Raw genomic sequence first — 22,779 nt, forward strand, 5'->3', positions numbered from 1 at the left:
TGTTTGGTTTTTGTTGTTAATATCGTTTTGTTGAGGAATTATTATATTTAAAAATCAAATCTAATTTGGGAAATATTGTTTTATTAGATGATGAATAAATTAATCTTCTTTTATTAATAATCCTCGTCTTCATAGTTATAATAGTCATTATCACTATAGCTGTTAGCCGAACTGCCGGAATCATAATCATAATCATTATAATCATAATCGTTGTAGTCATTGTATGAGTTATAATAATATGAATCATCATATCCGTCCGAATAACCTGTATAATATCCATATTGGGCCGCCAATATCAAATCATCTTCCGAATACTTGTTTTCATCAACGCTGCTGGTATTGGTCGGGGTCGGTGCGGAACTCTGTTCCAAATCAGCATCTGCAGCCTCACCCGGCTTGCCAAGAACAAGGCTGTCAAGCATATGTTTCAGGATATCAAGATTGTCGCTTCCGATAAGGATATTGTCGTGGGTTTCGTTGTTGCTTACATATACCATATAGTAATGTGTTCCGTTTATTGTGTTTTCCTTGATTTGATAGTTATTGTATGTTTCAACGTCTTTTGAGCCGTCAAGTAATAGGTCCCGGGCTATGGCAAATCCTCCCGCTCCCACAAGGTTGGAGTCTTCCTGGCTGTTGAATGAAGTTACTACTGTATGTTTGGACGGACAGGTATATGTTCTTATTCCATTGATGTCCTTTGTCCATGATACGTCATCAGCTTTTGGAACTTCAATGGAAGTTCCGTTGCTCAGGCCGATTTTCTGATATTCTATGTGTGGAAATAGTAGGGCATAACCGACGGAAACCGCAAGTACAGCTATAACTGCAATCAATGCTATTATAATGAGTTTGTTTTTCTCCATGTTTGTCACCAGTTATTTCCTTTTTATAATATTATTTCTGATTTGAAATTATTTATTGTTTGTGATTTGCATTAAGTTTATCTTGTCCGGGTCCAAATATATTATCAAGGTGATTTTATGGCGGACAAAACCAACATAGAACAGAGAATCAAACAGGCGCAGGATTTAAAGGCATCCCTTGAAGAAAAGCTAGAAAAAGTTAAAGGCAGTCCGAGGGAAGATGATTTCAGACTTCAGATTGAAAAGATTGATGCATTGATTGGCCATCTTGAAGGTGAACTTGAAGAGTAGTTTTCCAAACAGGTTTCACTTTCACCAAATCAAATCTGTGGGCGATTAAACGGCATATTCATGTCAAACATTAACGCTAGATTATATTATATTAATGTTTCTTATTTTTAATCCGCAATGAGCACTGTTGATTACTAAAGCCCAAAATACCATGTTATTACCATTCCGGTAATGTGACCTTCAATGACGGCTGCAACAGCCAAAAGAATAACTGTCACAATAATGATTACTGCAATGTCTTTAATGTCAACTCTGCGGTCTTTAAGTGTATCCCTGATGTTTCTGTTTTTTATGACATCTATTTCAAGTTTTGTTATTTTGAATGCGACTGCAAGGGCCAGGGATCCTGCAAAATATTCGATGATTCCGTGGGGCAATATACTTGTGCATGCAAAGGTAAAGTCCGCTCCGAACAGACCTCCAATGGAAATTCCATTGAATATTACTATAATTACAGATATAATGGAAAATAATAATCCTCCAATCATTACTATCAAATCTGCAGTAAGGTTATGGGTAAAGAGATATAGTGAACTCATTCCTTCATCTTCCTCTCCGACTATGGTTGGATCTGACTTCAGAGCATTTGAAATCAAATTTCGATCCTCTCCGGCATTAATATATCCCAGACCTGCGCCTGCAATAGCCGAAATAAGCATTATCAAAACGCCAATCAATATCACTTTTCTGTTTCTTTTGAAAAATCCTTCCTCTATTAATTTCATAATATAATGTTGTTGGCTTTTTATTATTAATTTTTTGTTATACAAAAAGATAATTTTCAACTGGAATTGTGTCAACCGTTCAGTTTTGGGAAAATTTATTTTACTTTTCGATGTAAATTTTATATGTTTTAAAATGAATATATAATGTATATTAATAAGGGAGTTTTAATCATGAAGTTAAAAAGATTTGTTTTAGTTGGCATATTTCTCCTGGCCATCATAACTTTAAATTGTGTCTGTGCTGCTGACAATCTCACAGAATCTCCATTAAGTGATGATTATGAATTTGTGCAGTATGAAGACGGGTCAGGAATAGTTGATTCGAATATGCAGGTGGAATGGCCTGATGAAATGCTGGTAGGTGACTATCCGTTAATAAACTATACTCTGCCCAAAGACATAAGCGTGAATTCGGCACTGGTCCTGTATGTTAATGACCACAGAATCGATGACGGAAAAATGGCAATATATGATTTGCCGTACTGGCTTTATGTGGATGATTTCGGAACTTATAACCTTAAGCTCAAATTCACAGGCGACGACAAGTACGCTCCAGCCGAAAGTGTAAAGACATATGTGGTAAAGGACTACCTGTTCAATGTGGATGCGCCGGACACTGTAGTCTACGGCAAGAATGCGACAGTTGCTATTGAACTTCCATTCGACTGTGAAGGTTTCATCAAACTCAACAACGAAAAATATGAATTGGACGGCTTGTCTTCAATCGACATTCCTCTCAAGAACCTGAAGCTTGGAACCAATGCAATCAACATTACATACTCAGGCGACAGCAAATACAAATCACAATCAAAAGTGTTCAATGTCAATGTCATCGCCGGTCTGATTTATGATGAAAAGGCGGTGTTTGACGATGTTATATTCTCGTTAACTCTGCCGGGTGAGGTAAAAGGAAAACTGCAGGTTTGCGTTGATGGAAACATAATTAAAACTTCACCTTTTACAAACAACGTTGCCGAAATCAGATTCGACGGTTTGGCATTTGGAAACCATAGCGTCACAGCCAAATATCTCGGTGATGACCATGTATTTGATATGGGGGCAGATAAACAGTTTGAAGTCATCCCAAAAATAACAGTAAACAGCTTTAAAACTCCTTTGGAAGACAATACTGTTGAAATCACCATTCCCGAAACCGATGCGGGAACACTGAACGTGACCCTTAAACAGTTCGAGGTTGACGTTGGAGGGGTCATTGAAACATTCAAAACAACCAACGTCGTTTTACACTCCTTAATTTCATTTTCAAAACTTGATTACGGATATTATCAGTATGACATAACATATGCATCAGACAGCGGTTATGTTTACTCCACATCCGTAAACGGTCTTGTCAAATACTGTTTTGACATGAACATAACCTATCCTGAAGTTGTCTTCGGCGACAGCAATATATCAATTTCAGTCGATTATCTTGACGTTGATGACGGTGAACTGTCAATATATGTCGACGGTGTGCTGGTTGATACCATAGACATTGACGATACAGGTATTGCCGATTTCAATTTGGATTCCCTAAGCTTCAGTGACCATGTTGTGGATATCGTATTTTCAGGAAACAACAACTACGCTTTGATGATGGAATCGTTCTTAATTCTATCAACATACTATCTGCTCAACATTCCCGATGAGATTATTATGGGAATTGCCGATGATATATCCATAACAACCCTCAAGGATGCCACAGGCCAGCTGGTCATATACGTTGACGGAAAGGAATTTGCCCGTCAGAACATCATAAACGGATTTGCAAGCATCAGTTTGGCAAAGCTTTCATTCGATACTTATGACGTTCGCGTAGCATATGAAAACGGAAACTACCAATCATTTTCAAAGGACATGAAACTGAACGTGTCCTATTCATTTGCAATGGCTGATCAAACATTCCAGTATGGTGCAAACGCAACATATTCATTTGAAATACCTGAAGGTCTCGACACATCAAAACTGGTTATAAAGCTTGACAACGTAACCCAAAAGTTCACAGTGGTTAACGGCAGAGTCAATGTCGATGTCTCAGGTCTTGATGTGGGAATCTATGAAATTACAGCCACACATCCTGGAGATGACATATTCTATCCTATGTCAGTTAAAAAGACCATAAAGATTGCAGGAAGAGCCAGCATTCCACAAACCATTAATCTTGGAAGCGATGAGTTCATATCTATGGTTTTACCGGCCGATCCTGAAGGAAAAATGGTAATATATGAATTTGATGAATTCAACATGCATTATACGGCGATTGCCAATGTGGTGTTTGAGAAATTTGACAATAGCAAATCAATCGCAAAATACTCCCTTTCCCGCTTGGGTCTGGGTATACACGACATTAAAGTGTCATATTCAGGTGATGACTTCGATGTCAGCGATGCATATCAGCTGGTTGAGGTTGACCTTGACGTGCACTATGACGCATTGATGCAGTATGGAAAGGCAGTGACAATTCTGGTCAATCTAAAAAATGCAGACGGACTGGTTGACGTTTATCTCGATTATGATTTGGCAGACTCTGTGGCATTTGCAGACGGCGTTGCCAAAATCCAATTGGATGATGTCTCTGCCGGTTTGCACACATTTTCATTGGGATATGATGGCAGCCCTCAATTCGAATATGAGGGAATATTTATGGTATATCCGTCAATAACCATTCCGACAAGCGTCATTGACGGCGGAAGTTCCATCACTGTCAATTCAGGTGATGACCCGACCGGAACTGTAATCGTTTATGTTGACGGCAAAAAACTCAAAGAAGTTGATTTGGATGGTGGAAAACAGACAATATCCCTTTCAAGCGTGGCTGCAGGAAGCCATACGATTGAGGTATTGTATGACAGCTGGGAAGGTTTGACTTTCAAAAAACAGGCTAAAGCAACTGTCAAAAAGGCATCAATATCTGCAAAGGACATGTCAATGTTTTATCTTGACGGATCCAAGTTTAAAGTGCAGATTAAGGATTACAAGGGCAAGGTCGTAGGCAAAAACCAGCAGGTCAAATTCTACATTGATGGAAAGTTATTCAAGACAGTCAAAACAGACTCCAAGGGATATGCTTCAATAGTCCTTACAAACCCTCCAAAAACATACTCAGTTAAAGTGACCTACAAGGCATCTTCAGTTACCAAAAAGGTTACAGTAAAACAGGTTCTCACACTTTCTAAAGTCACTCCTAAAAAATCAGCCAAAAGTCTGGTTTTAACTGCAACCCTTAAAAAGGTCAATGGCAAATACCTTAAAAACAAGTGGATTGTCTTTAAATTCAACGGTGTGACTTTCAAAGCAAAAACCAATTCAAAAGGTGTTGCAAAAGTGACTGTTCCAAAATCCACTTTAAGTAAACTTAAAGTTGGAAAAACAATCACATATCAGGCAACATACTCAAAAGCAACTGTAAAACTGTCTGCAAAAGTTAATAAGTAGGGTTTATCCCTCTCTTTTTTTTTCTTTTGAAATATGCCAGTTATATACTACTTTTTACAAATTAAATTACATGATGGCAAAAAAGCTGATTTTAATATTTATTATTCTAATGTCATTTTTCCTTATATCATGCGTTCACGCTGCAGACAGCTCTGCTGCTGATGACATTAACGTATCATTTGAAGGCAAGGTTTATGAAAAGGATCTGGGTGAAATTGATGTTGAAATACCCCAAAACACTTCAGGCAATCTCAAGGCAGAAATAGATGGTGTTGAAATCTACAATGAAAACGTCACATCTTCGGTAAAGATTCCAATTTCAATTCCTGAGTCCAAATATCCTATACTGCTTCCAAACAGGGAAATGGATTATTATCCGCACAGCATCTATCTTTTTTTCAATGATGTTGAACTTAAGATGAACCATTCTCTTAAGGTCATGAAACTGCCTAAGGATTGGCAGGTTCAGCATTTCCAAACGGAAATCCTTCAATATGATGATTCTCACTTTTGCAATTTGTATTTCCCGCCATCTGCCGATGGTGAAATTCAGCTTTTTGTTGATGATGTCCTCGCAGACAAATTCATCTCACATCACTATAATTTCCTAAACATTACCAAATTCAACAGGCTGGCCCTTTCAAACCATACTCTGAGGGTTGTATATGCCGGCGATGACTATTACCGTCCTTTCAACAGGACATTCTCATTTGATGTCGTTGACATGATAATCAACATTCCGAAAAACATGATATTTGACCATGACGACTGCATTTCTGCAAGAATCATTAACAATAGAGATGGGGTGTTTTCCATTTTCGTGGATTCCAAACTGGTATTTGCAGGCAAATTTGAATCATATGATGAATTCATCCATTCGATGTTTTACAACATTACCTGCGGAGAGCATTTGATTGAGGTTCAATACAATGCATCAAAGTTCTCAAAATCCAAAAGACAGATGGTCAATGTCAGTTGGTATGTGGATATTTTCCCTATAGGAAGCAGAACCTACGGCGATACCGATAAAGTCAGTGTTCTTGTTCCTCTTGATTTGAAAAGAAATCTTATAGACATTACAGTTGATGGCATCAGGTGTGATTTTGAAATGGACGATCAGGGATGCATTGATGTTGATGTTTCACGTATTGGGGTTGGAAACCATACTTTCACATTCTCATATCCGGGTGATTTGAAGTATTACAGTATCGCAGCCTCTGAGAACTTCACTGTGGACTATAGGATAACGGTTCCTGATTTCATCTATTTCACGCAAGACTGCATTATATCACTGCGTCTGCCTACATCCGCAAATGGAACTCTTGACGTTTATGTCAATGGGTCATTATTTGAAAGCCGACGTTTGACTAAGGGGTATGCTTCAGTCAATGTCAACGGTTTAATTCCCGACAATTATAATTTGACTGCAAGGTATTGCGGAAGCGATTTTGATGTTTGTGAAAGTTCAGATATGATAACCGTCTATCCGGACTACAGGACTCCCGGCGAGATGAGATATGGTGAAGATAGATATCTTACTGTTTTCACCGCCAAAAACGCCAAAGGCCATGTGGTATTTTCAGGGCTTGATAAAAACTATACTGTCACAATCAAAGACGGAAAGGCTTCCCTTTCACTTAAAAACATTCCTGTCGGTGAATACGGCGATGTCGAGATGGTTTATTTCGGTGAAAACGGTTTCAATGCTACACTATACGGATATGTTGATATCATCAAGCCAAAAATAAGGATATCCGATGTTCGCACAGATTATAAAACCAATGCCAAAGTCAAGGTTTATATAAATGATAAACTGGCCAAAAACACATACGTGACATTCAAGGCAGGCAAAAAGACTTTTAAGGTAAAGACAGACAAAAACGGTGTTGCAACACTCAAGGTAGGTGATTTCAAACCGGGGTCATATTCACTGACTGCAAGCTATATGGGTGTCAAATCATCCAAAAAACTCACAGTAAGACATATTGTCAGCCTAAACAGTGTAAAGATTAAAAAATCAGCCAAAAAGGTCACAGTTAAGGTAACAGTCAAGAATGCCAAATACAAAAAGGTTACAGTAAAGTTCAACGGCAAAACAGTAAAGGTCAAAACAGATAAAAAGGGAATTGCCAAAGCCGTCTTTAATGTCAAAAACCTTAAGGTTGGCAAAAAAATAGTATACAGTGCAACATATTTAAGTGATTGCATTAAAAAGAGTGTTAAAGTGAAAAAATAAGAGAATCATTCTTCGGATTCTTCTTTTTCTTTCTGTTTTTCTTTTAGGTTTTCAATTCCAATAATCATATTTTTCCTCCTTTTTCTTGGTTGAAAGTAATGTATCTAAATTATTGTTAGGTTTTCTTATTATATAAATATTTAGGTATGCCTAAATTTTAATCATCATATATTTTTATTATTGTTTACAAAATTATCTGTAATGGCTGAAAAATATCTTAGAGAAAACAAAAACTCCTTTACAATAGTTAAAGGCTCAAAAACATATGCAAAAATCAGTAGTTTTGATGATGCAATTTTCATACGGGACCTTTTGGTTGAAAACGATTGGAACTTGGATAAAATTCCACAAACAATAAAAAACGGGGATAACTATCTTGTTTTGTCCGTTTTGGATGAAAAGATACATCTGATTGCAAAATACAAAGCAGAACCTTCCCAGGAAACAGTCGATAAGCTTACAAAAAAACATAAAAGGAACCCGAACAACTCAAAATATGGTTTAAACATCACAAAAGTCTTTGAAACATTTGTTATCAAAAAGCAGATTGCAGGCGATGACTATATCTTCGGATATTACGACAATCTGGAGGATGCCGAGTTTGTCAGAAATTTCCTCATGGACAATGACTGGAACGTCAATGGATTCGAGACGGTCAACTTCTGCGATGAAACAGGCATGTATAAGGTGGTAAAGGTTATTGATGATAAGGCATATGTCCTTGATTCATTTACAGACGATAACATAGATTTGGATAGGGTTTACGGCGAATTTCTATCAAGGATATCAAAACACAAATACGGTCTTGCCAGCTATCCTCACCTGGATTTGCTTAAGGATGAAATTGAGAGTCTGGAAGAAGAATTGGGCGTAAAGGCGGTTGATGATGTATGGTCATTTGACAACATCACAGACGACGGATCTGCCTTGAATGATATAATCTTTACATTAACTCCCTTTGAAAAAAGCATATATGATTCAATTGGAGAGAAAACCTCTCTTGAAGATGTCAAAAGGTCTTTAATCAGATATAAGTCCAAAAATTTCGATGAAAAGATTGCACGGAATTTGGACCGTCTGATTGAAAAAAATTTGGTTGAAAAGGTTGGAAACGATTACAAAAAAACAAATCTATAAATATTTCGGAAATCTAATATGTTAATGTATTTGCATTGCAAATACTTAGTTCTTTTTTGGTTTGAACTGGGGAAATTCATTGAATTTCCCTTTTTCATGCATATTGCCATCTTAAAATATAATATTCTTTTTTAAATTAAAATTATTTCCAATAAGGAATATCGCTCTATTCCCTATCAGATAACAATTCACCAGCCACACCAATACTTTCTTTTGGATAAGCTTGTACGAGTACGGTTATTGCTTCAATAGGCAAATCATAGGCCTCAGCAACAACTTCACTTACTTTTTTAACCATTTCTCTTCTTTTCTCTACACTTATTCCGTCATTTCCACCAATAGTTACTACAGGCATTCTATCACCATTTAAAATTTATACACTGTGAAAAATACTCAAACCTCTGCAGGTTGAATTTCACAAAAAAGCACGTGAGATACATTGAAAAATTCTCTCAATGCTCTTGTATATGATTTAATATTATGTGCTGGTGTTTTAATATTTTTTCATAAATGTGCAGTAAAAATATAGATTTGACCATATGCAAAGCCTTTGCGTGTTAAACATTTTTAAATTATGGAAAATAAAATATAATTATATTGAGGCCTGAAGGATAGCTCGCCAATCCTAGGGCTCATAAAGAAAATCTCTGTCCTCTTTAAGTTGGAGATTCAGATATGGATTTGATATTATGCTCGGTGAAGAAGAACTCATTAAACTGTTTCCGGACTTTGCGGATTTGGTACAGCCGTCTGGAATTGATTTGGAACTTGATAAGATTTACATACAAACCTCTGAAGGTTCACTTATAGACAATGAAAAGAATTTGCCTGAAATTGAAGAGCTTGAAGGTGATGTCTACACACTTAAGCCACATACTGCCTATCTGGCAAGCATCAAAAGGAAAATCAAGATTCCAAAAGGATATACAATGCTTTATCTTCCACGTTCAACACTTTTAAGGTCATTTGTTTCCGTTCAAACTGCGGTGGGAGATCCGGGATTTTATGGAACACTGATGTTTATGATATACAACCATGGGGAATTTGAATATAAAATCAAATCCGGCGACAGAATAGCTCAGGCAGTGGTATTTCCGGTCAAGGGCTCAGGTGAATACAGCGGGTCTTATCAAGAGGAAGAATCATGAGCGTTGCTGACGGTTTTGTTCAAATCCTTGAAGAGGAAGGCATTGAGCATGTTTTCGGAATACCTGGCGAGCAGATAATGCCCCTTTATAAGGCATTGTCCAAATCAAACATAAAACACATCCTTACGCGCCACGAACAGGCAGCGGCGCATGCGGCGGACGGCTATGCAAGGTCAAGCGGTAAAATAGGTGTCTGCATTGCAACCGCCTCACCGGGGGCTTTGAACTTTACTATGGCTCTTGCAACAGCTTTCAAGGACAACGTGCCGATTCTTGTCATCACTGGTGACAACGAGCTTAAATACAGAAACACAGACCATTTCCAGACATTGCCTCAGGTGGAAATCTTTAAAAACATTACAAGGGCATCCTACAATCCGCTGAATGGAACAGAAGTGATGTATGTTTTAAGGGCAGCTATTTTTGAGCTTAAAAACAATCCTAAAGGTCCGATTCACATCAATCTCTCAAAGGATGTTTTGCTTGAAGATACTTTTGATGACTTTGATTTGTGTTATCTGTGTGAAGATGACCTTTCCAATATCACAAATGCACAGGAACTGATTAATTCATCCAAAAAGCCATTATTTATTCTGGGTGGTGGAGCTATAAGCGAACAGGAAACCATTAGGGCAATTGCCGATAAATATCGCATTCCAGTTACAACAACTTTTCATGGAAAGGGCATCATATCTGAAGGCGATGAGCTGAATCTTGGAATGGTTGGAATCAGATCAACTCCAAGGGCAAAATATGCCTTTGAAAATGCCGATTGTATCATTGCATTGGGAATTAAGGCAAGTGAAAGGACTCTTCCTAAAATTCCTGATAATCTGATTCATGTAAACATCAACAGGGATGTTCTGGTTGGAGATTATCCTATTTATGGAAAAGTTGAAGATTTTCTGGACAATGTGGAGTTCAAACAGGTGGACTGGCTTGATGAGATATTGGAAATTGACAATTCCATTGAACTTGATGGTTTGGATGATGATTTGGCTCCTCAATCAGCAATCAAAAGGATTCTGGAGAAATTCAACGATAACATCATCGTTTCGGATGCTGGAAGCCACACCACTTGGACGACCCTTTTGAAAAAATCCCTCCGTTCCAGGCAGCTGCTTTTCTCAGGGGGCCTTGCTCCAATGGGATATGGTCTGCCGGCCGCAATTGGTGCATATGTCGCAACCGGTGAAAAGATTATTGTGATTAATGGAGATGGGGATTTCCAGATGAATCTCCAGGAGCTTGCAACATTGAGACAGAATAATCTGGATGTTATTGTATTCATCCTCAACAATTCCGAATACGGCATAATAAGGCAATGGCAGGAACAGTTCTATGATATGGAACACTATCAGGTTGAATTGGAAAATCCTGATTTTGTAAAGTTGGCTTCAAGCTATTCCATTGATGGCGTTAGGGTTGACAGCTTATCTGATTTGGAATATTTGCTGGAAAGGGATCTGGTCGGGCCTCTTGTGGTTGAGGTTGTCGTTAGAAGTGAGGACATTCCGCTTCCTCATTGAATACGTTTTTCAGCAAAACTTTTAACAATTTCATCTATTTCATACTGTCCATCTAAGGGTGCGAAGTAATATTCATCATTTTCTTCGTATATTATGCCGATTGGAATGATTTCGGCAGAGGTAAGTTCATCGTTCAGGGTTGTAATGTCCCTTCTAAATACAAAGGTAAATCCGCAGACTTCACGAAATGCATATTCACTTTTTGTGGTGAAATCAAATATGTAATCGATGATTCTTTTGATATGCTTATCCATTTCTAAACACCTTTATTAAATTTCGAACTTCCTTTTTTGAAATCAGCTTGACTGCAGGTGGAATAATCTTTAAAAGATTGATGTCAAGTAAGTTTTCCCCTTTTGCATCTAAAATGCTTCCATTAAATGATGGTTCGGCAGATAATCTTGCATTTTCATGAGCGCTGTTTACAATTATAAGCAAACTCCAGATGTATCCGATGTATTTTGCAGTGTCTACATAGGAGTCAAGGCCAAAAATCAGATGGTTTTCAAGTTTTGATATGTTAATGCATCCGGTGAATGATTTTAAAAATTCCTTGAAGTATCCAAGACATGGTTTTGCCGCTTCAAGCAGTTCTCTAGGTTCAGGTTTTGATGATTCCTCTTTCTCATCATCCTTATCGTCATCTTTTTCTTTTTTAGGATAATGGGCAGAATAAACCTTGATTTTCTTTAAAATTAGTATCTTCAAACATCCCTCAAATTTACTACCTGTTTTATCATAATTGAAAGCTATTCTGACTCCCAAATATAATAAAATAATAATAAATAAGATGATTATTAAAATAATCATCCCTAGGATGTTTAACATGTAATTGTTCCTATTCTTCTTCGTCTATATCTATTTTTGTGGTGAATTCAGGTTCAATGTATTCTCCTTCATCATAGTCACCATCATATTGGGAATCCATATAACCTTTTACCAAGTCACTGATAATCAGTCCCAAATCGGATAATGCCTTGTTTGTTTCGCTTCCTTTACTTAAGTCAAGTACACGAACGCCTTCTGCAGTATTTCCTTTTTTAGGAATCAGCACCATTGAAATCGGTTCAACACCGGCACCTGCACCTGCCGCATCACTTCCTTCTTTACCGAAAAGGTTTTCACCGGCTCCAAAGCCCACTCCCATTCTCATTACTGGGATTAAAATTTTATCTTCTGTTTCGATTGGGGACCCGATTACATTGTCCACAGTAATCAGTTTACGTAATTCTTCTACAGTTGCTTTAATATTTTCAGACATAGTTTCACATCCTAATTGTTAATTAATATTTGTTGTTAATGTTTAAAATATTTTTATAAATTTGTGAAACGATGCTAAATAGTAATACTTTTTTTACTTATAAGACATAAGTTTCAAGTGTAACTTTTTTCTTATAACATATTCTTCAAGTGTAAAGAGGTGCGTTTCAAGTGTAACTTTTCACTTATAACTTGTAACTTTTACCTGAAGAGGTGCATTTCAAGTGTAACTTATCACTTATCACTTATCATTATGTAAAAAATATATTCCTTATAACTTATAATCAATATGTAAAAAATAATTTACTTATAACTTATTACAATTTTCAGGTTCAAAAAATTATAACTTATAACTAAATTTTCAACAAAAAAAAGAAAAGTTAACAGAATCATAAGTATGATTCTGCAATTGATGCAACACCTGCGCCTGCATCTTCAATTACACCTAAACCTTTTAAGGTCATTCCGATAGCAGCAAAGGTTTGTGTTAATTCTTTGTAGGAAATATTTCCCATGTGTCCGATTCTGAAAATGTTTCCTTTCAAGTGATCTTGACCTCCGGCCAATTCCACACCATATTTGTCACGTGTAGTGCCTCTGAAGTCAGCATCTGTAATTCCTTCAGGCATTTTAACGGCGGTCACGGTTGCAGATGAAACAGCTTCATCAGCGAATAACTCTAAACCTAAAGCTTTAACTGCATCAACACTGGCTTTAGCAGCTTTGTGGTGACGTGCAACTCTTGCATCAAGTCCTTCTTCCATAACCATTTTCAACGCTTCATTCATTGCATAGGTAAGTGAAACTGATGGAGTGTATGGAGTTTCAGGTGGGACTTTGTCTCCGCTTTTTCTTACAGCTTTCATGTCAAGATAGAAAGTGTTGGTTTCCACTTTATCAACAGCCGCCCATGCGTCGTCGCTTAAGGTGATTGCTGCCATGCCCGGTGGTGCAGCCAAACATTTTTGAGATCCGGTAAGACAAACGTCAATTCCGAATTTTTCAACGTTTACTGCGTCCCCTCCAAGGGATGATACGGTATCTACGATGTATAATGCATCATAATTTTTCATTACTTTACCAATTTCTTCAATAGGTGCAGCTACACCGGTAGAAGTTTCGTTGTGGATAACACTTACAGCTTTAATGTCTTCGTCAGCTTCTAAAGCTTCTTCGATAGCTTCAGGAGTAACGGCAGTTCCCCATTCTACTGCCAATTCTTTAGTTTCAATTCCATGAGTGTTAGCTATTTTCATGAAACGTTCTCCGAATTTTCCACCAACAACATTTAACATTTTTTCTCCAGGAGCTACAGTGTTTGCAATACCTGCTTCCATAGCTGCAGTTCCAGATCCAGTTAATAAATAAGAATTATTTGGGGTTTGGAAAACTTTACTCATTAATTCAGTAGTTTCAGTTAAGATTTCACCATATTTAGCGCTTCTGTGGTTAACAACAGCTTGTGACATTGCATTGAGTACTCTTGGGTGTACTGTTGTTGGTCCAGGAAGCATTAATAAAATATCGTTCATTAAATTCCTCCAAAATATTAGCTTACTTTAAGCTATATATATTTTTTATTTTTATACTTATTAAATATTTTTAACATGTTATTTCATTCAGTTTTTCTGATGGTGAATTGGCATATTTTATCATATTGTTTAATTTTTCATTTAATTAATTAAATAATGGTTAGGTTATATGCAATTTAGTGGAGAAGAACTTCCATTTGGAGGAATTTTTAGAGATATTCTCTTTAGATGAAATGTTATTTTTGAAGAAGCAGCAGTGATGTGATAATTTTCTGGGCTTGTGGTGTATTCAAATCATCCAATGCATTTAGCTGTTCGATGCCCTTTTGATATTCGGTTAGTTCAGCATCTTTTTCAGTTAATTTTGCATCTTTTTCACTTAGTTCAGCATCTTTTTCAGTTAATTTTGCATCTTTTTCACTTAGTTCTGCATCTTTTTCGGTTAATTCAGCATTTTTTTCGGTTAGTTTCTGGTTTTGCTCTTCAATTTCCTGATCTTTTTTTTCCAGTTCTTCACCGTATACGTTGTATACGAGTTCTTCCATATCACTCTTATATTTTCTCATGTTAATCTCCTCCAACAGCTTTTTTTGCTTTTCTTTGCTTGGAATATTGTTCAATATCATTACCATCAATATTACTGCAATATCTCTTTTCATTTCTCTATCTGCAATCTTTGCATTTGAAAACACATGAGCCAATGCTTCGGTAATTTGTTCGCTGTACTTATCAGAGATATATTTCGGAATGAATGCAATATCCAATGCTTCGTTATCAGTTAATTCAATATTATGTTTTACTTTGTTAATAAGATTTTCATATTTTTCCCACAATTCGTCATCAGGGAAATATATGTAATGTGGTCTGATAATGTCTGTTTTGGTTATTTCGTATTCTTTAGGGAAATTTGAATAATCCTTTCTGCAGGTTACTGCAGTATACATCGGCAATGAATATATGAAACTACCAAATGTTTTGTATTTTGCAAATTTCCTTAAGGTTTTTTCAACAACATCTTCGGATTCATCTTCAAGATTAATCAGCATATGCTCTATTAATTCTCCTGTTGATTCGTCACTCTTACCTACGGAGTACAGTTCATCCATCCTTCCCATTTCCATATTTCTCAAAACGACTTCTGTAGGATATCTTCGACAATATTTGCCTGGCAATCCCAGATACTGGTGTTGCCTTTTTCTGAAAGCCATTGATGAATATTTCATTGTTGCATCAAATGTATGAAAGGGCTTTTTAAATTTCATATTTTTCCACCTTAAATATAAAATTTCCGGAAATTTATTTTTTAAATCCACATCGATGTATTTGATAGTCTAAATCATTTCATATATAACCTTTTTAACTAAAAAAGGAATTATTGATGTTTATTTGTAATTTAAAGGATTCATAATAATATTTACTTTACTTCATAAACAATAAATTATTTAATCAATTAAAGCCAAACTAATATTTAGTGAGGTTTAAATATGGAATTTGGACTCTGGGAAAAATATTACAAAGAAATTCTTGAAGATTTCGGTTTTTCACGTGAAGGCGATGAGGAATCCGCAAAACTGTTGGATGAAATATTGTTTGAAGAAGGTTGTCTTACATTGGATGATTTAAGCAAGATTGTAGGATTTTCAGATAAATTCATCGTATTTGGTGCAGGACCTTCCGTTAAGGAGCATATTCAGGAGCTGAAGGATAATTACGATTTAAAGGATTACGTTTTGGTTGCAGCTGACGGCGCAACAACCGCCATGATTGAGGAACGTCTTGTTCCGGATATAGTGGTTACAGATTTGGATGGAAACATTGACGATATCCTTTTGGCCAATTTGAAAGGGGCAAACATTGTAATCCATGCCCATGCAGACAACATTGAAAGAATTGCATCCTTAAGTTCATTTTTCAACAACGTATTGGGCACAACCCAGGCACAGCCAATCGGAAACCTCTATAATTTCGGCGGATTCACCGATGGAGACAGGGCAATATTTCTCTCAGTAGCTTTGGGAGCAACACAGATAATCCTTGCCGGAATGGACTTTGGAGATATTGTAACCAAATATTCAAGGCCTAATCTGGAAAGCAATTTGGCCAATGCCGATGAATTCAAAAAGAAAAAATTGGTTTATGCTGAAATGTTCACAAACTGGATAGTGGAAAACGAAAATGTGGACATCGTCAACCTTATGGAATAATTTTTATATTAATATGAATAAAAGTGGATAACATGGGAATTGAAGATATTTTAATGTATGATGAGAGTCTTTTTCAAAATATAAATGCTTTTGACCCAGATTACATGCCTCCAAATTACAATTTCAGAGATACTCAAATGGAGGCAATGGCGATGGCAATAAGACCAGCAATGAGAGGGGGTCAGCCATCAAATGCTGTTATTTTAGGCTCACCTGCAACAGGTAAGACAACGGCTATCAGAAAAGTATTTGAGATGGTTGAAAAGAATACTGAAAAAATCGTATGCGTTTATATTAACTGCCAAATCCATACAACCCGTTTTGGAATATTTTCTCAAATCTACAAAAAGATGTTCGGACATGTTCCTCCCGAAACAGGAGTTCCGTTCTCAAGAATCTATACTCAAATCATGCAGGATCTTCAAAAAAACGGCAAATCACTTATTATAGCTTTTGATGATATAAACTATCTTTTCCAAACAAACCACGCAAATAAGGTAGTCTACGATATACTTAGGGCTTATGAGGAATATCCCGGTGTGAGAACATCCATTTTTGCAATACTGTCCGATTTGGAATTCAAGTATGCATTTGACAAAAATGTAAATACAGTATTCATTCCTCAGGAAATCATGTTCCCGCTTTACACATATCCTGAAATCGAGGATATCCTAAAAGACCGTGTGAATGCAGGGTTTTTCCCAGGCGTTTTGGCCGATGACATCCTGGAGCAGATTGCAATGTACACTTTGGAAAATGGAGATTTGAGGGTTGGAATTAACCTTCTGAAATCCTGCGGCAACATTGCGGAAGCATCAGCAAGTCGTGAAATCACACAGGAACACTTCGATAAGGCTATTGAGTCCTTAGTTTCAGTTAATGTTTCCGAAACCCTAAAATCCTTAAATGATGATGAAAGAAATATATTAAAAATGATTGTTGATTATGATGGCATTTACACTGCCCGTGAACTTGGAGACATATATATAGAAAAAACAGGCTCCAGTTACTCATCATTCAATAGAATCCTTGATAAATTGGAATTTGTAAGATTGGTCGATACCAAATTTACAGGAAAAGGTGCAAGGGGCAAATCCCGCCAGATAATATTGCGGTTCGACCCCGAAGATTATGAAATCTAGCTTTTCCTGCTGGAAATTAGTTTTTTCTGTTAACATTAGAGTGTATGCATGGTAAGCCTATAGTCTAATGTGCAACTAAGGGTTTGGTATTGTAAAATCAATTAAATCCTTAGATTATGTACGGATTTTGAGCTGCAACAACAGAAATAACAGATAAAAGTAATGCTGCTATTACTACAAGCATTACCATGCAAGATTGAACATCTATGTTGCTGTATGCAATTTCGTCAACTATTGAATTTCTTTTTCTTAAATCTGCTTGTAATGTGGTGTCATTATTTCTCAACATATAAATCACTATATTAAAATTGTTGAAGGTTCATATATAAACAAAGAGATAGAGAGCATTTGAAGAGTAATATTTTTTGGAGAAAATCATGAAAAGCTATGAATATTTTGATGTAACTGCCGATATAGGATTAAAAGCTTATGGTGAAAGTCTTAATGAAGCGTTTGAAAATGCAGGACTTGCAATGTTTAACATAATCACTGATACATCTGATGTTGAGCCAACAGATGAAATTTCATTTGAAATAACTTCTGAAGACGAAGTATCTCTTCTTTATGATTATCTTGAGGAGCTTCTGTTTTATCATGAAATCGATTTCATGCTTTTCAGCGAATTTCATGTTGAAATCGATGAAGGTCTGCATCTGAAATCAACAATCAAAGGGGAGAAAATAGATTGGGATAAGCATGAGCGAAAAACCGAAATAAAGGCAATAACGTTTCATAAGATGAAAGTTATTAAAAAGGACTTCGTAGAGCTTCATGCTATTGTGGATTTATAAGATTTATATAATAATTAAGACATATTAATTTTCATGAAACGAACTCATACAATAACAAGGACATTTGAAATGGTGATGGGACTGATAGGATCTGTCATCGGAATATTTTCAGGTTCCTTTTTAATATTTCTGGAACATGTTGGTCAGGCACATGCTCCATTTTTGGGCATAATTGCCATTATCGCATCCGTTTTAGGTTTGGCGTCTTCTTTTTATGTTAAAAAGAACGTTGAACTTGCTGGTGTTGGTTTTATAATCGCAACAATGTTTGTCATCATAGGTTCCGACTACATAAATGCTGTAAGCGCAATATTTTTGATGATTGCAGGGGCATCAGCACTCTTTAGAAAATAACTCTTTTTTTACAATATTTATTCTGTAGTGAATTTTTCATATTCGATACCAGTTGCAATGTCGGCGGAAAGAATGCATTGAGTATTAAGGAAGTTTCCAGGCATTATTCCGCTTATTATAATCATTGAGTCAACTCATTTTTTTAATTTTTCCGTGAATCTACCAAAACCTTATTTAATTATCACACATAAATATTAAAACATAATATTTTAGTGATGCTTATGACAATAAAGGATGAAATCAAAAAAGTTAGAGATAATGTTTATGAAATTCCGGGCTCTTTTGATAAAAGAATGAGGGCTTCCGGAAGATTTTACATTGCTGATGAATATTTTGATGAACTGGAGGAGGGTGCAATAGAACAGATTGTCAATATCGCCTGTCTTCCGGGGGTTCAGAGATATTCCATCGGACTTCCAGACATTCACTTCGGATACGGATTTCCAATAGGTGGAGTTGCCGCATTCAGTATGAGAAACGGTATTGTATCACCTGGAGGAGTCGGTTTTGACATAAACTGCGGTGTCAGACTGATTAAATCAAACCTGACTCTTGAAGACATTGAGGACAAACTCGATGAGCTTACAGAAAAGCTGTTTAAAAATATTCCGTCAGGTGTTGGAAGCAAAGGTAAAATAAAGCTCAATGAAGATGAAATTAATGATGTGCTTGACCTTGGTGCCGAATGGGCTGTCAACAATGGATATGGATGGAGCGAAGATTTGGAAGTTTTGGAAGAAAACGGAAAAATGGAAGATGCCGATTCAAGTATCGTATCCGACAAGGCCAAAAAAAGAGGAATTCCTCAATTGGGTTCTTTAGGTTCCGGAAATCACTTTCTGGAAGTTCAAATTGTTGATGAGATTTATGATGATGAAGCGGCCAAGGCATTCGGCCTTGAGAAGGGAATGATTGTAATCATGGTTCATTCAGGTTCAAGGGGCTGCGGACATCAGGTATGTTCAGATTATTTAAGAGTAATGGATAAGGCATATAAGAAGTACAAAATCCAACTTGATGACAGACAATTGGCCTGTGCTCCACTTGACTCAAAAGAAGCTCAGGATTATATTCAGGCAATGGCTGCGGCAGCCAATTATGCATGGGCAAACAGACAATTGATGACTCACTGGATTCGTGAAACATTTGAGGATGTTTTGGGAAAATCCGCAAGGGAAATGGAAATGGACATTGTCTATGATGTGGCCCACAACATCGTCAAGATGGAAAGGCATAAAATTTACAACCGTGAAGAGGATGTGCTTGTTCACAGAAAAGGAGCCACACGTGCATTCGGCCCTGGAAGGGAAGAGGTTCCTGAAAAATACAGGGACATCGGACAGCCTGTGCTGATTCCTGGTACAATGGGTACCGCTTCATACGTACTTCGCGGAACAGACAAGGCAATGGAAGAGACATTCGGTTCCACCGCACACGGTGCCGGAAGGGTACTTTCAAGATCCAAGGCCAAAAAGGATTATGATGCTGATGAAATCACTGCTGATTTGGCAACAAAAGGTATTAAAATCAAGGCTACAAGCAAACATGTCATTGAAGAGGAAGCACCTGGTGCATACAAGGACGTTGACAGTGTAGTAAGGGTTTCAGACAGTACTGGTATTGCAAAACTTGTTGCTAAAGTCAAGCCGTTATCTGTTTGCAAAGGGTAGTTTAAAATGATTGGTATAATTGGTGGCAGTGGTGTATATGAAATTACACAAAAGGCTGACTCCTGTGAAGAGAAATTAGTCAAAACAGACTATGGGGATGTGAAAGTTTCAATCTTGGAGATATTTTCCAAAAAGGTGGCATTTATCCCCCGCCATGCACAGGGTCATTCAATTCCACCTCATAAAATAAACTTCAGGGCAAATATTGATGCTTTAAAAAACGTAGGCGTTACTAAAATAATAGCTACAAACTCCGTTGGGTCCATGAACGAAAACATGCCTCCCGGAGCTTTTGTAATTCCGAATGACTTTTTGGATTTCTCACAAAACAGGGCAAAAACCTACTTTGAAGATAAGGTGGTCCATATTGACGTTACAGAACCGTATTGTCCATATTTAAGGGATGTTTTAGCCCAATCAGGTGATGTTCTCCTTGGAGGCACATATGTATGTACCGAAGGGCCAAGATTTGAAACTCCTGCCGAGATAAAGATGTTTAAAATGCTTGGAGGGGACTTGGTTGGAATGACAGGCCTTCCTGAAGTCACCCTTGCCCGTGAGAGGGAGATGTGCTACAATTCAATATGTATCGTATCCAATTATGCATCAGGAATATCCGACCAGGAGCTTACAATCGATGAAGTGTTTGAGATGGTGGCTCAAAAGGAAACAGAACTGCTAGAATTGATTTATAATTTTATTAAAAACGTTGATGATAAAAAAGATTGCACCTGCAATCATGCTTTGGATGGTGCAGAGGTTTAGGTGATTTAAATGCGTTTGGCTGTTGTGTCTTCCGATGGTGTGAATGTTGATTTGCACCTTGGAAAAGGTAAAAACATTTGTGTTTATGACTATGAGGAGGATTTGACATTTGTCGAGTCCAGATCCGTTGAAATTGCAGAGGATTCAAAACATCAGGGAAGTAAGGTCTTAAAGGCTTGTGAAGACTGTGATGTTTTGATTGCAGTGGAATATGGTTTTAAGTCCAAAATCAAAGCTGAAGATATGGGAATTAAACTCGTAAAGGATGAAGGTCCTGTCGATGAGGTTTTGAAAAGATACATTGATCATTACAATTTTATGAAAAATTAACTTTTTTTCATAATTTTTTTTAAAAACATTTAAATAACAATAGTTATATATGATTAATTAGGGTAATATGAGGGATATTATCTGTTTATTGGATTTGTATTCGCTTAATTTGTCCTGTGCTCTATGTAAAATGAATATCTCCCAATAATCATTTAATTAGGCGAATACTATCTATCTTTAATTATTTTGATTTTAACTGCATTTATCTTGAAGCAAATTAGTGAACCTTATGTATTTTTTAACATTCAATCAATAATATTGAAGTGAAAAAAATATATTGTAAACTTTTTTTCAATCTATTGTAGCAATTTTGAAAATCGGTTTTGGTGGCTTTATTTTCAATTTTGAGGATGATGATTCAATTTTCATTTGTGTCCTGTAAACTTTTTGAAATTTTATTATTTAAAATTTTTTCCAGATTGTGGTCAAATTCCAAAAATTCAATAATCTTTATATATCATGAATAAAATATGTAACTATAACCTTTATGGGCGGGTTTTAAAAAAATAAAACTTAATAACAAATAATTCTTTAAATCAAGTGAGTATAGCTCACAATAGTCGAATAAACGATTATAAATGAATGGTAATTTATAATCCTTTTTAAAGTTTATTTTGAGTAGTAATTAATAAACTACAAAATTTAAGGCTATTTTTAAAATTTTAATGGCGTTACGCTATATTACTAAATATATAATAAATTTTATTAAACGGTAGATATAATGGCAAAAGCAAAATCAAGACGTAGAGTACGTGATACATGGAAAGAAAAGTCCTGGTATACTATCAAAACACCAGTGAACTTTGAAGACAAAGAAATTGGAGAAACTCCAGCAAAAGATCCAGAACTTCTCATTGGTAGAGGCGTAGAAGTTACTATGAGAGAATTAACCGGAGATTTCTCAAAACAATACATCAAACTCAGATTTGAAATTGATAATGTTGCAGGTGATGTTGCAAACACTAAATTCACCGGTCACAAAACCACAACTGATTATGTTAGAAGTATGATTAGAAGAGGAACTTCCAGAATCGATGCTTCCGCAGTTGTTAAAACCAAAGATGACCGCAAATTAAAATTACAAGTTTTAGCTGTAACCATCAGAAGAGCTAAATCTTCCCAACAAAGATTCATGAGAAAAACCATCGAAGATTTACTCGTAGAAGCAGCAGCTGAAAAATCATTTGATGATTTGGTAAAAGTATGTGTTAACGGTAAATTAGCATCTGAAATTTACCACAACGCTAAAAAAATCTACCCTCTCAAAAGGGTTGAAATTATCAAAAGTAAAGTAATCAAATAGGATTACTTTCCCACTTCTTTTTTTTCTATTTCATTTTTTTTGAATTACTGTTTTTAGATGA

The 22,779-nt window shown here is 36.3% G+C and carries 23 protein-coding genes; 14 read left to right on the forward strand and 9 right to left on the reverse strand.

What is annotated here, in order from left to right:
* Positions 1 to 113: 113 nt before the first annotated feature.
* A complete protein-coding gene (locus tag Q0W04_RS01910; protein WP_298499621.1) occupies positions 114 to 866 on the reverse strand; it encodes a hypothetical protein in 753 nt (250 codons plus the stop codon).
* A gap of 117 nt (positions 867 to 983) precedes the next feature.
* Here Q0W04_RS01910 and Q0W04_RS01915 point away from each other — a divergent pair, with 117 nt between their 5' ends.
* Entirely contained in the window at positions 984 to 1,157 is a 174-nt protein-coding gene (locus Q0W04_RS01915; RefSeq protein WP_298499624.1) for a hypothetical protein, read from the forward strand.
* Positions 1,158 to 1,291: 134 nt separating this feature from the next.
* On the opposite strand, the gene Q0W04_RS01920 is transcribed toward Q0W04_RS01915, so the two are convergent.
* Entirely contained in the window at positions 1,292 to 1,882 is a 591-nt protein-coding gene (locus Q0W04_RS01920; protein ID WP_298499627.1) for a stage II sporulation protein M, read from the reverse strand.
* A gap of 171 nt (positions 1,883 to 2,053) precedes the next feature.
* Between Q0W04_RS01920 and Q0W04_RS01925 the strand changes: the two genes are divergently transcribed.
* From Q0W04_RS01925 to Q0W04_RS01935, 3 genes are all read left to right on the forward strand, one after another.
* Positions 2,054 to 5,317, forward strand: a complete 3,264-nt coding sequence (locus Q0W04_RS01925) for an Ig-like domain-containing protein (RefSeq protein WP_298499631.1) — start codon at positions 2,054 to 2,056, stop codon at positions 5,315 to 5,317.
* A gap of 70 nt (positions 5,318 to 5,387) precedes the next feature.
* Positions 5,388 to 7,553 (forward strand): hypothetical protein, encoded by a 2,166-nt coding sequence (locus tag Q0W04_RS01930; protein ID WP_298499634.1) that lies wholly within the window; start codon positions 5,388 to 5,390, stop codon positions 7,551 to 7,553.
* 201 nt (positions 7,554 to 7,754) lie between these two features.
* Positions 7,755 to 8,690, forward strand: a complete 936-nt coding sequence (locus Q0W04_RS01935) for a hypothetical protein (RefSeq protein ID WP_298499637.1) — start codon at positions 7,755 to 7,757, stop codon at positions 8,688 to 8,690.
* 166 nt (positions 8,691 to 8,856) lie between these two features.
* Here Q0W04_RS01935 and dmpI read toward each other — a convergent pair whose 3' ends face one another.
* A complete protein-coding gene (gene dmpI / locus Q0W04_RS01940) occupies positions 8,857 to 9,045 on the reverse strand; it encodes a 4-oxalocrotonate tautomerase DmpI (protein WP_298499640.1) in 189 nt (62 codons plus the stop codon).
* Between the two features lie 334 nt (positions 9,046 to 9,379).
* Between dmpI and Q0W04_RS01945 the strand changes: the two genes are divergently transcribed.
* Together Q0W04_RS01945 and Q0W04_RS01950 are read left to right on the forward strand one after the other, a co-directional pair.
* The gene (locus Q0W04_RS01945; RefSeq protein ID WP_298499643.1) at positions 9,380 to 9,838 is read left to right on the forward strand and encodes a deoxyuridine 5'-triphosphate nucleotidohydrolase; all 459 of its coding nucleotides are present in this window, start codon (positions 9,380 to 9,382) and stop codon (positions 9,836 to 9,838) included.
* Complete coding sequence (locus Q0W04_RS01950; RefSeq protein ID WP_298499646.1) at positions 9,835 to 11,367, forward strand: thiamine pyrophosphate-binding protein; 1,533 nt, start codon at positions 9,835 to 9,837, stop codon at positions 11,365 to 11,367. The genes Q0W04_RS01945 and Q0W04_RS01950 overlap by 4 nt, the downstream gene beginning before the upstream one ends.
* Here the strand turns inward: Q0W04_RS01950 and Q0W04_RS01955 are convergent.
* The 5 genes from Q0W04_RS01955 to Q0W04_RS01975 all read right to left on the reverse strand — a co-directional run bounded on the left by Q0W04_RS01955 (position 11,361) and on the right by Q0W04_RS01975 (position 15,421).
* Positions 11,361 to 11,621 carry a hypothetical protein gene (locus Q0W04_RS01955; RefSeq protein ID WP_298499649.1) on the reverse strand — a complete coding sequence of 87 codons (261 nt, stop codon included), beginning with the start codon at positions 11,619 to 11,621 and terminating at the stop codon, positions 11,361 to 11,363. The two genes, Q0W04_RS01950 and Q0W04_RS01955, sit on opposite strands and share 7 nt — an antisense overlap.
* Complete coding sequence (locus Q0W04_RS01960) at positions 11,614 to 12,075, reverse strand: DUF2953 domain-containing protein (RefSeq protein WP_298499652.1); 462 nt, start codon at positions 12,073 to 12,075, stop codon at positions 11,614 to 11,616. Before Q0W04_RS01960 ends, Q0W04_RS01955 begins: the two co-directional genes overlap by 8 nt.
* 130 nt (positions 12,076 to 12,205) lie before the next feature.
* Positions 12,206 to 12,628: a GerW family sporulation protein gene (locus Q0W04_RS01965; protein ID WP_298499654.1), complete on the reverse strand. Its 423-nt coding sequence runs from the start codon at positions 12,626 to 12,628 to the stop codon at positions 12,206 to 12,208.
* A gap of 388 nt (positions 12,629 to 13,016) precedes the next feature.
* Complete coding sequence (locus Q0W04_RS01970; protein WP_298499656.1) at positions 13,017 to 14,159, reverse strand: alanine--glyoxylate aminotransferase family protein; 1,143 nt, start codon at positions 14,157 to 14,159, stop codon at positions 13,017 to 13,019.
* 236 nt (positions 14,160 to 14,395) lie between these two features.
* The gene (locus tag Q0W04_RS01975; protein ID WP_298499659.1) at positions 14,396 to 15,421 is read right to left on the reverse strand and encodes a hypothetical protein; all 1,026 of its coding nucleotides are present in this window, start codon (positions 15,419 to 15,421) and stop codon (positions 14,396 to 14,398) included.
* A gap of 222 nt (positions 15,422 to 15,643) precedes the next feature.
* Here Q0W04_RS01975 and Q0W04_RS01980 point away from each other — a divergent pair, with 222 nt between their 5' ends.
* Together Q0W04_RS01980 and Q0W04_RS01985 are read left to right on the forward strand one after the other, a co-directional pair.
* Entirely contained in the window at positions 15,644 to 16,363 is a 720-nt protein-coding gene (locus Q0W04_RS01980) for a 6-hydroxymethylpterin diphosphokinase MptE-like protein (protein WP_298499662.1), read from the forward strand.
* Between the two features lie 23 nt (positions 16,364 to 16,386).
* Entirely contained in the window at positions 16,387 to 17,505 is a 1,119-nt protein-coding gene (locus tag Q0W04_RS01985; protein ID WP_298499666.1) for an ORC1-type DNA replication protein, read from the forward strand.
* Between the two features lie 109 nt (positions 17,506 to 17,614).
* On the opposite strand, the gene Q0W04_RS01990 is transcribed toward Q0W04_RS01985, so the two are convergent.
* Complete coding sequence (locus Q0W04_RS01990; RefSeq protein WP_298499669.1) at positions 17,615 to 17,794, reverse strand: hypothetical protein; 180 nt, start codon at positions 17,792 to 17,794, stop codon at positions 17,615 to 17,617.
* A gap of 88 nt (positions 17,795 to 17,882) precedes the next feature.
* On the opposite strand from Q0W04_RS01990, the gene Q0W04_RS01995 reads away from it, so the two are divergent.
* From Q0W04_RS01995 to Q0W04_RS02020, 6 genes are all read left to right on the forward strand, one after another.
* Positions 17,883 to 18,296, forward strand: a complete 414-nt coding sequence (locus tag Q0W04_RS01995) for an archease (protein WP_298499672.1) — start codon at positions 17,883 to 17,885, stop codon at positions 18,294 to 18,296.
* A 33-nt stretch (positions 18,297 to 18,329) separates the two neighbouring features.
* Positions 18,330 to 18,650: a hypothetical protein gene (locus Q0W04_RS02000; RefSeq protein ID WP_298499675.1), complete on the forward strand. Its 321-nt coding sequence runs from the start codon at positions 18,330 to 18,332 to the stop codon at positions 18,648 to 18,650.
* Between the two features lie 221 nt (positions 18,651 to 18,871).
* Positions 18,872 to 20,320, forward strand: coding sequence for an RtcB family protein (locus Q0W04_RS02005; RefSeq protein ID WP_298499677.1), 1,449 nt, complete (start codon positions 18,872 to 18,874; stop codon positions 20,318 to 20,320).
* 6 nt (positions 20,321 to 20,326) lie between these two features.
* Entirely contained in the window at positions 20,327 to 21,085 is a 759-nt protein-coding gene (gene mtnP, locus Q0W04_RS02010) for an S-methyl-5'-thioadenosine phosphorylase (RefSeq protein ID WP_298499680.1), read from the forward strand.
* Positions 21,086 to 21,094: 9 nt separating this feature from the next.
* The gene (locus tag Q0W04_RS02015) at positions 21,095 to 21,415 is read left to right on the forward strand and encodes a NifB/NifX family molybdenum-iron cluster-binding protein (protein ID WP_298499685.1); all 321 of its coding nucleotides are present in this window, start codon (positions 21,095 to 21,097) and stop codon (positions 21,413 to 21,415) included.
* A gap of 721 nt (positions 21,416 to 22,136) precedes the next feature.
* Positions 22,137 to 22,718 carry a 30S ribosomal protein S3ae gene (locus tag Q0W04_RS02020; protein ID WP_298499688.1) on the forward strand — a complete coding sequence of 194 codons (582 nt, stop codon included), beginning with the start codon at positions 22,137 to 22,139 and terminating at the stop codon, positions 22,716 to 22,718.
* The last annotated feature ends 61 nt before the right edge of the window (positions 22,719 to 22,779 follow it).

Origin of the sequence: uncultured Methanobrevibacter sp. (genome assembly GCF_947170395.1) — an archaeon.
In the GTDB taxonomy this organism is placed as follows: Archaea; Methanobacteriota; Methanobacteria; order Methanobacteriales; family Methanobacteriaceae; genus Methanocatella.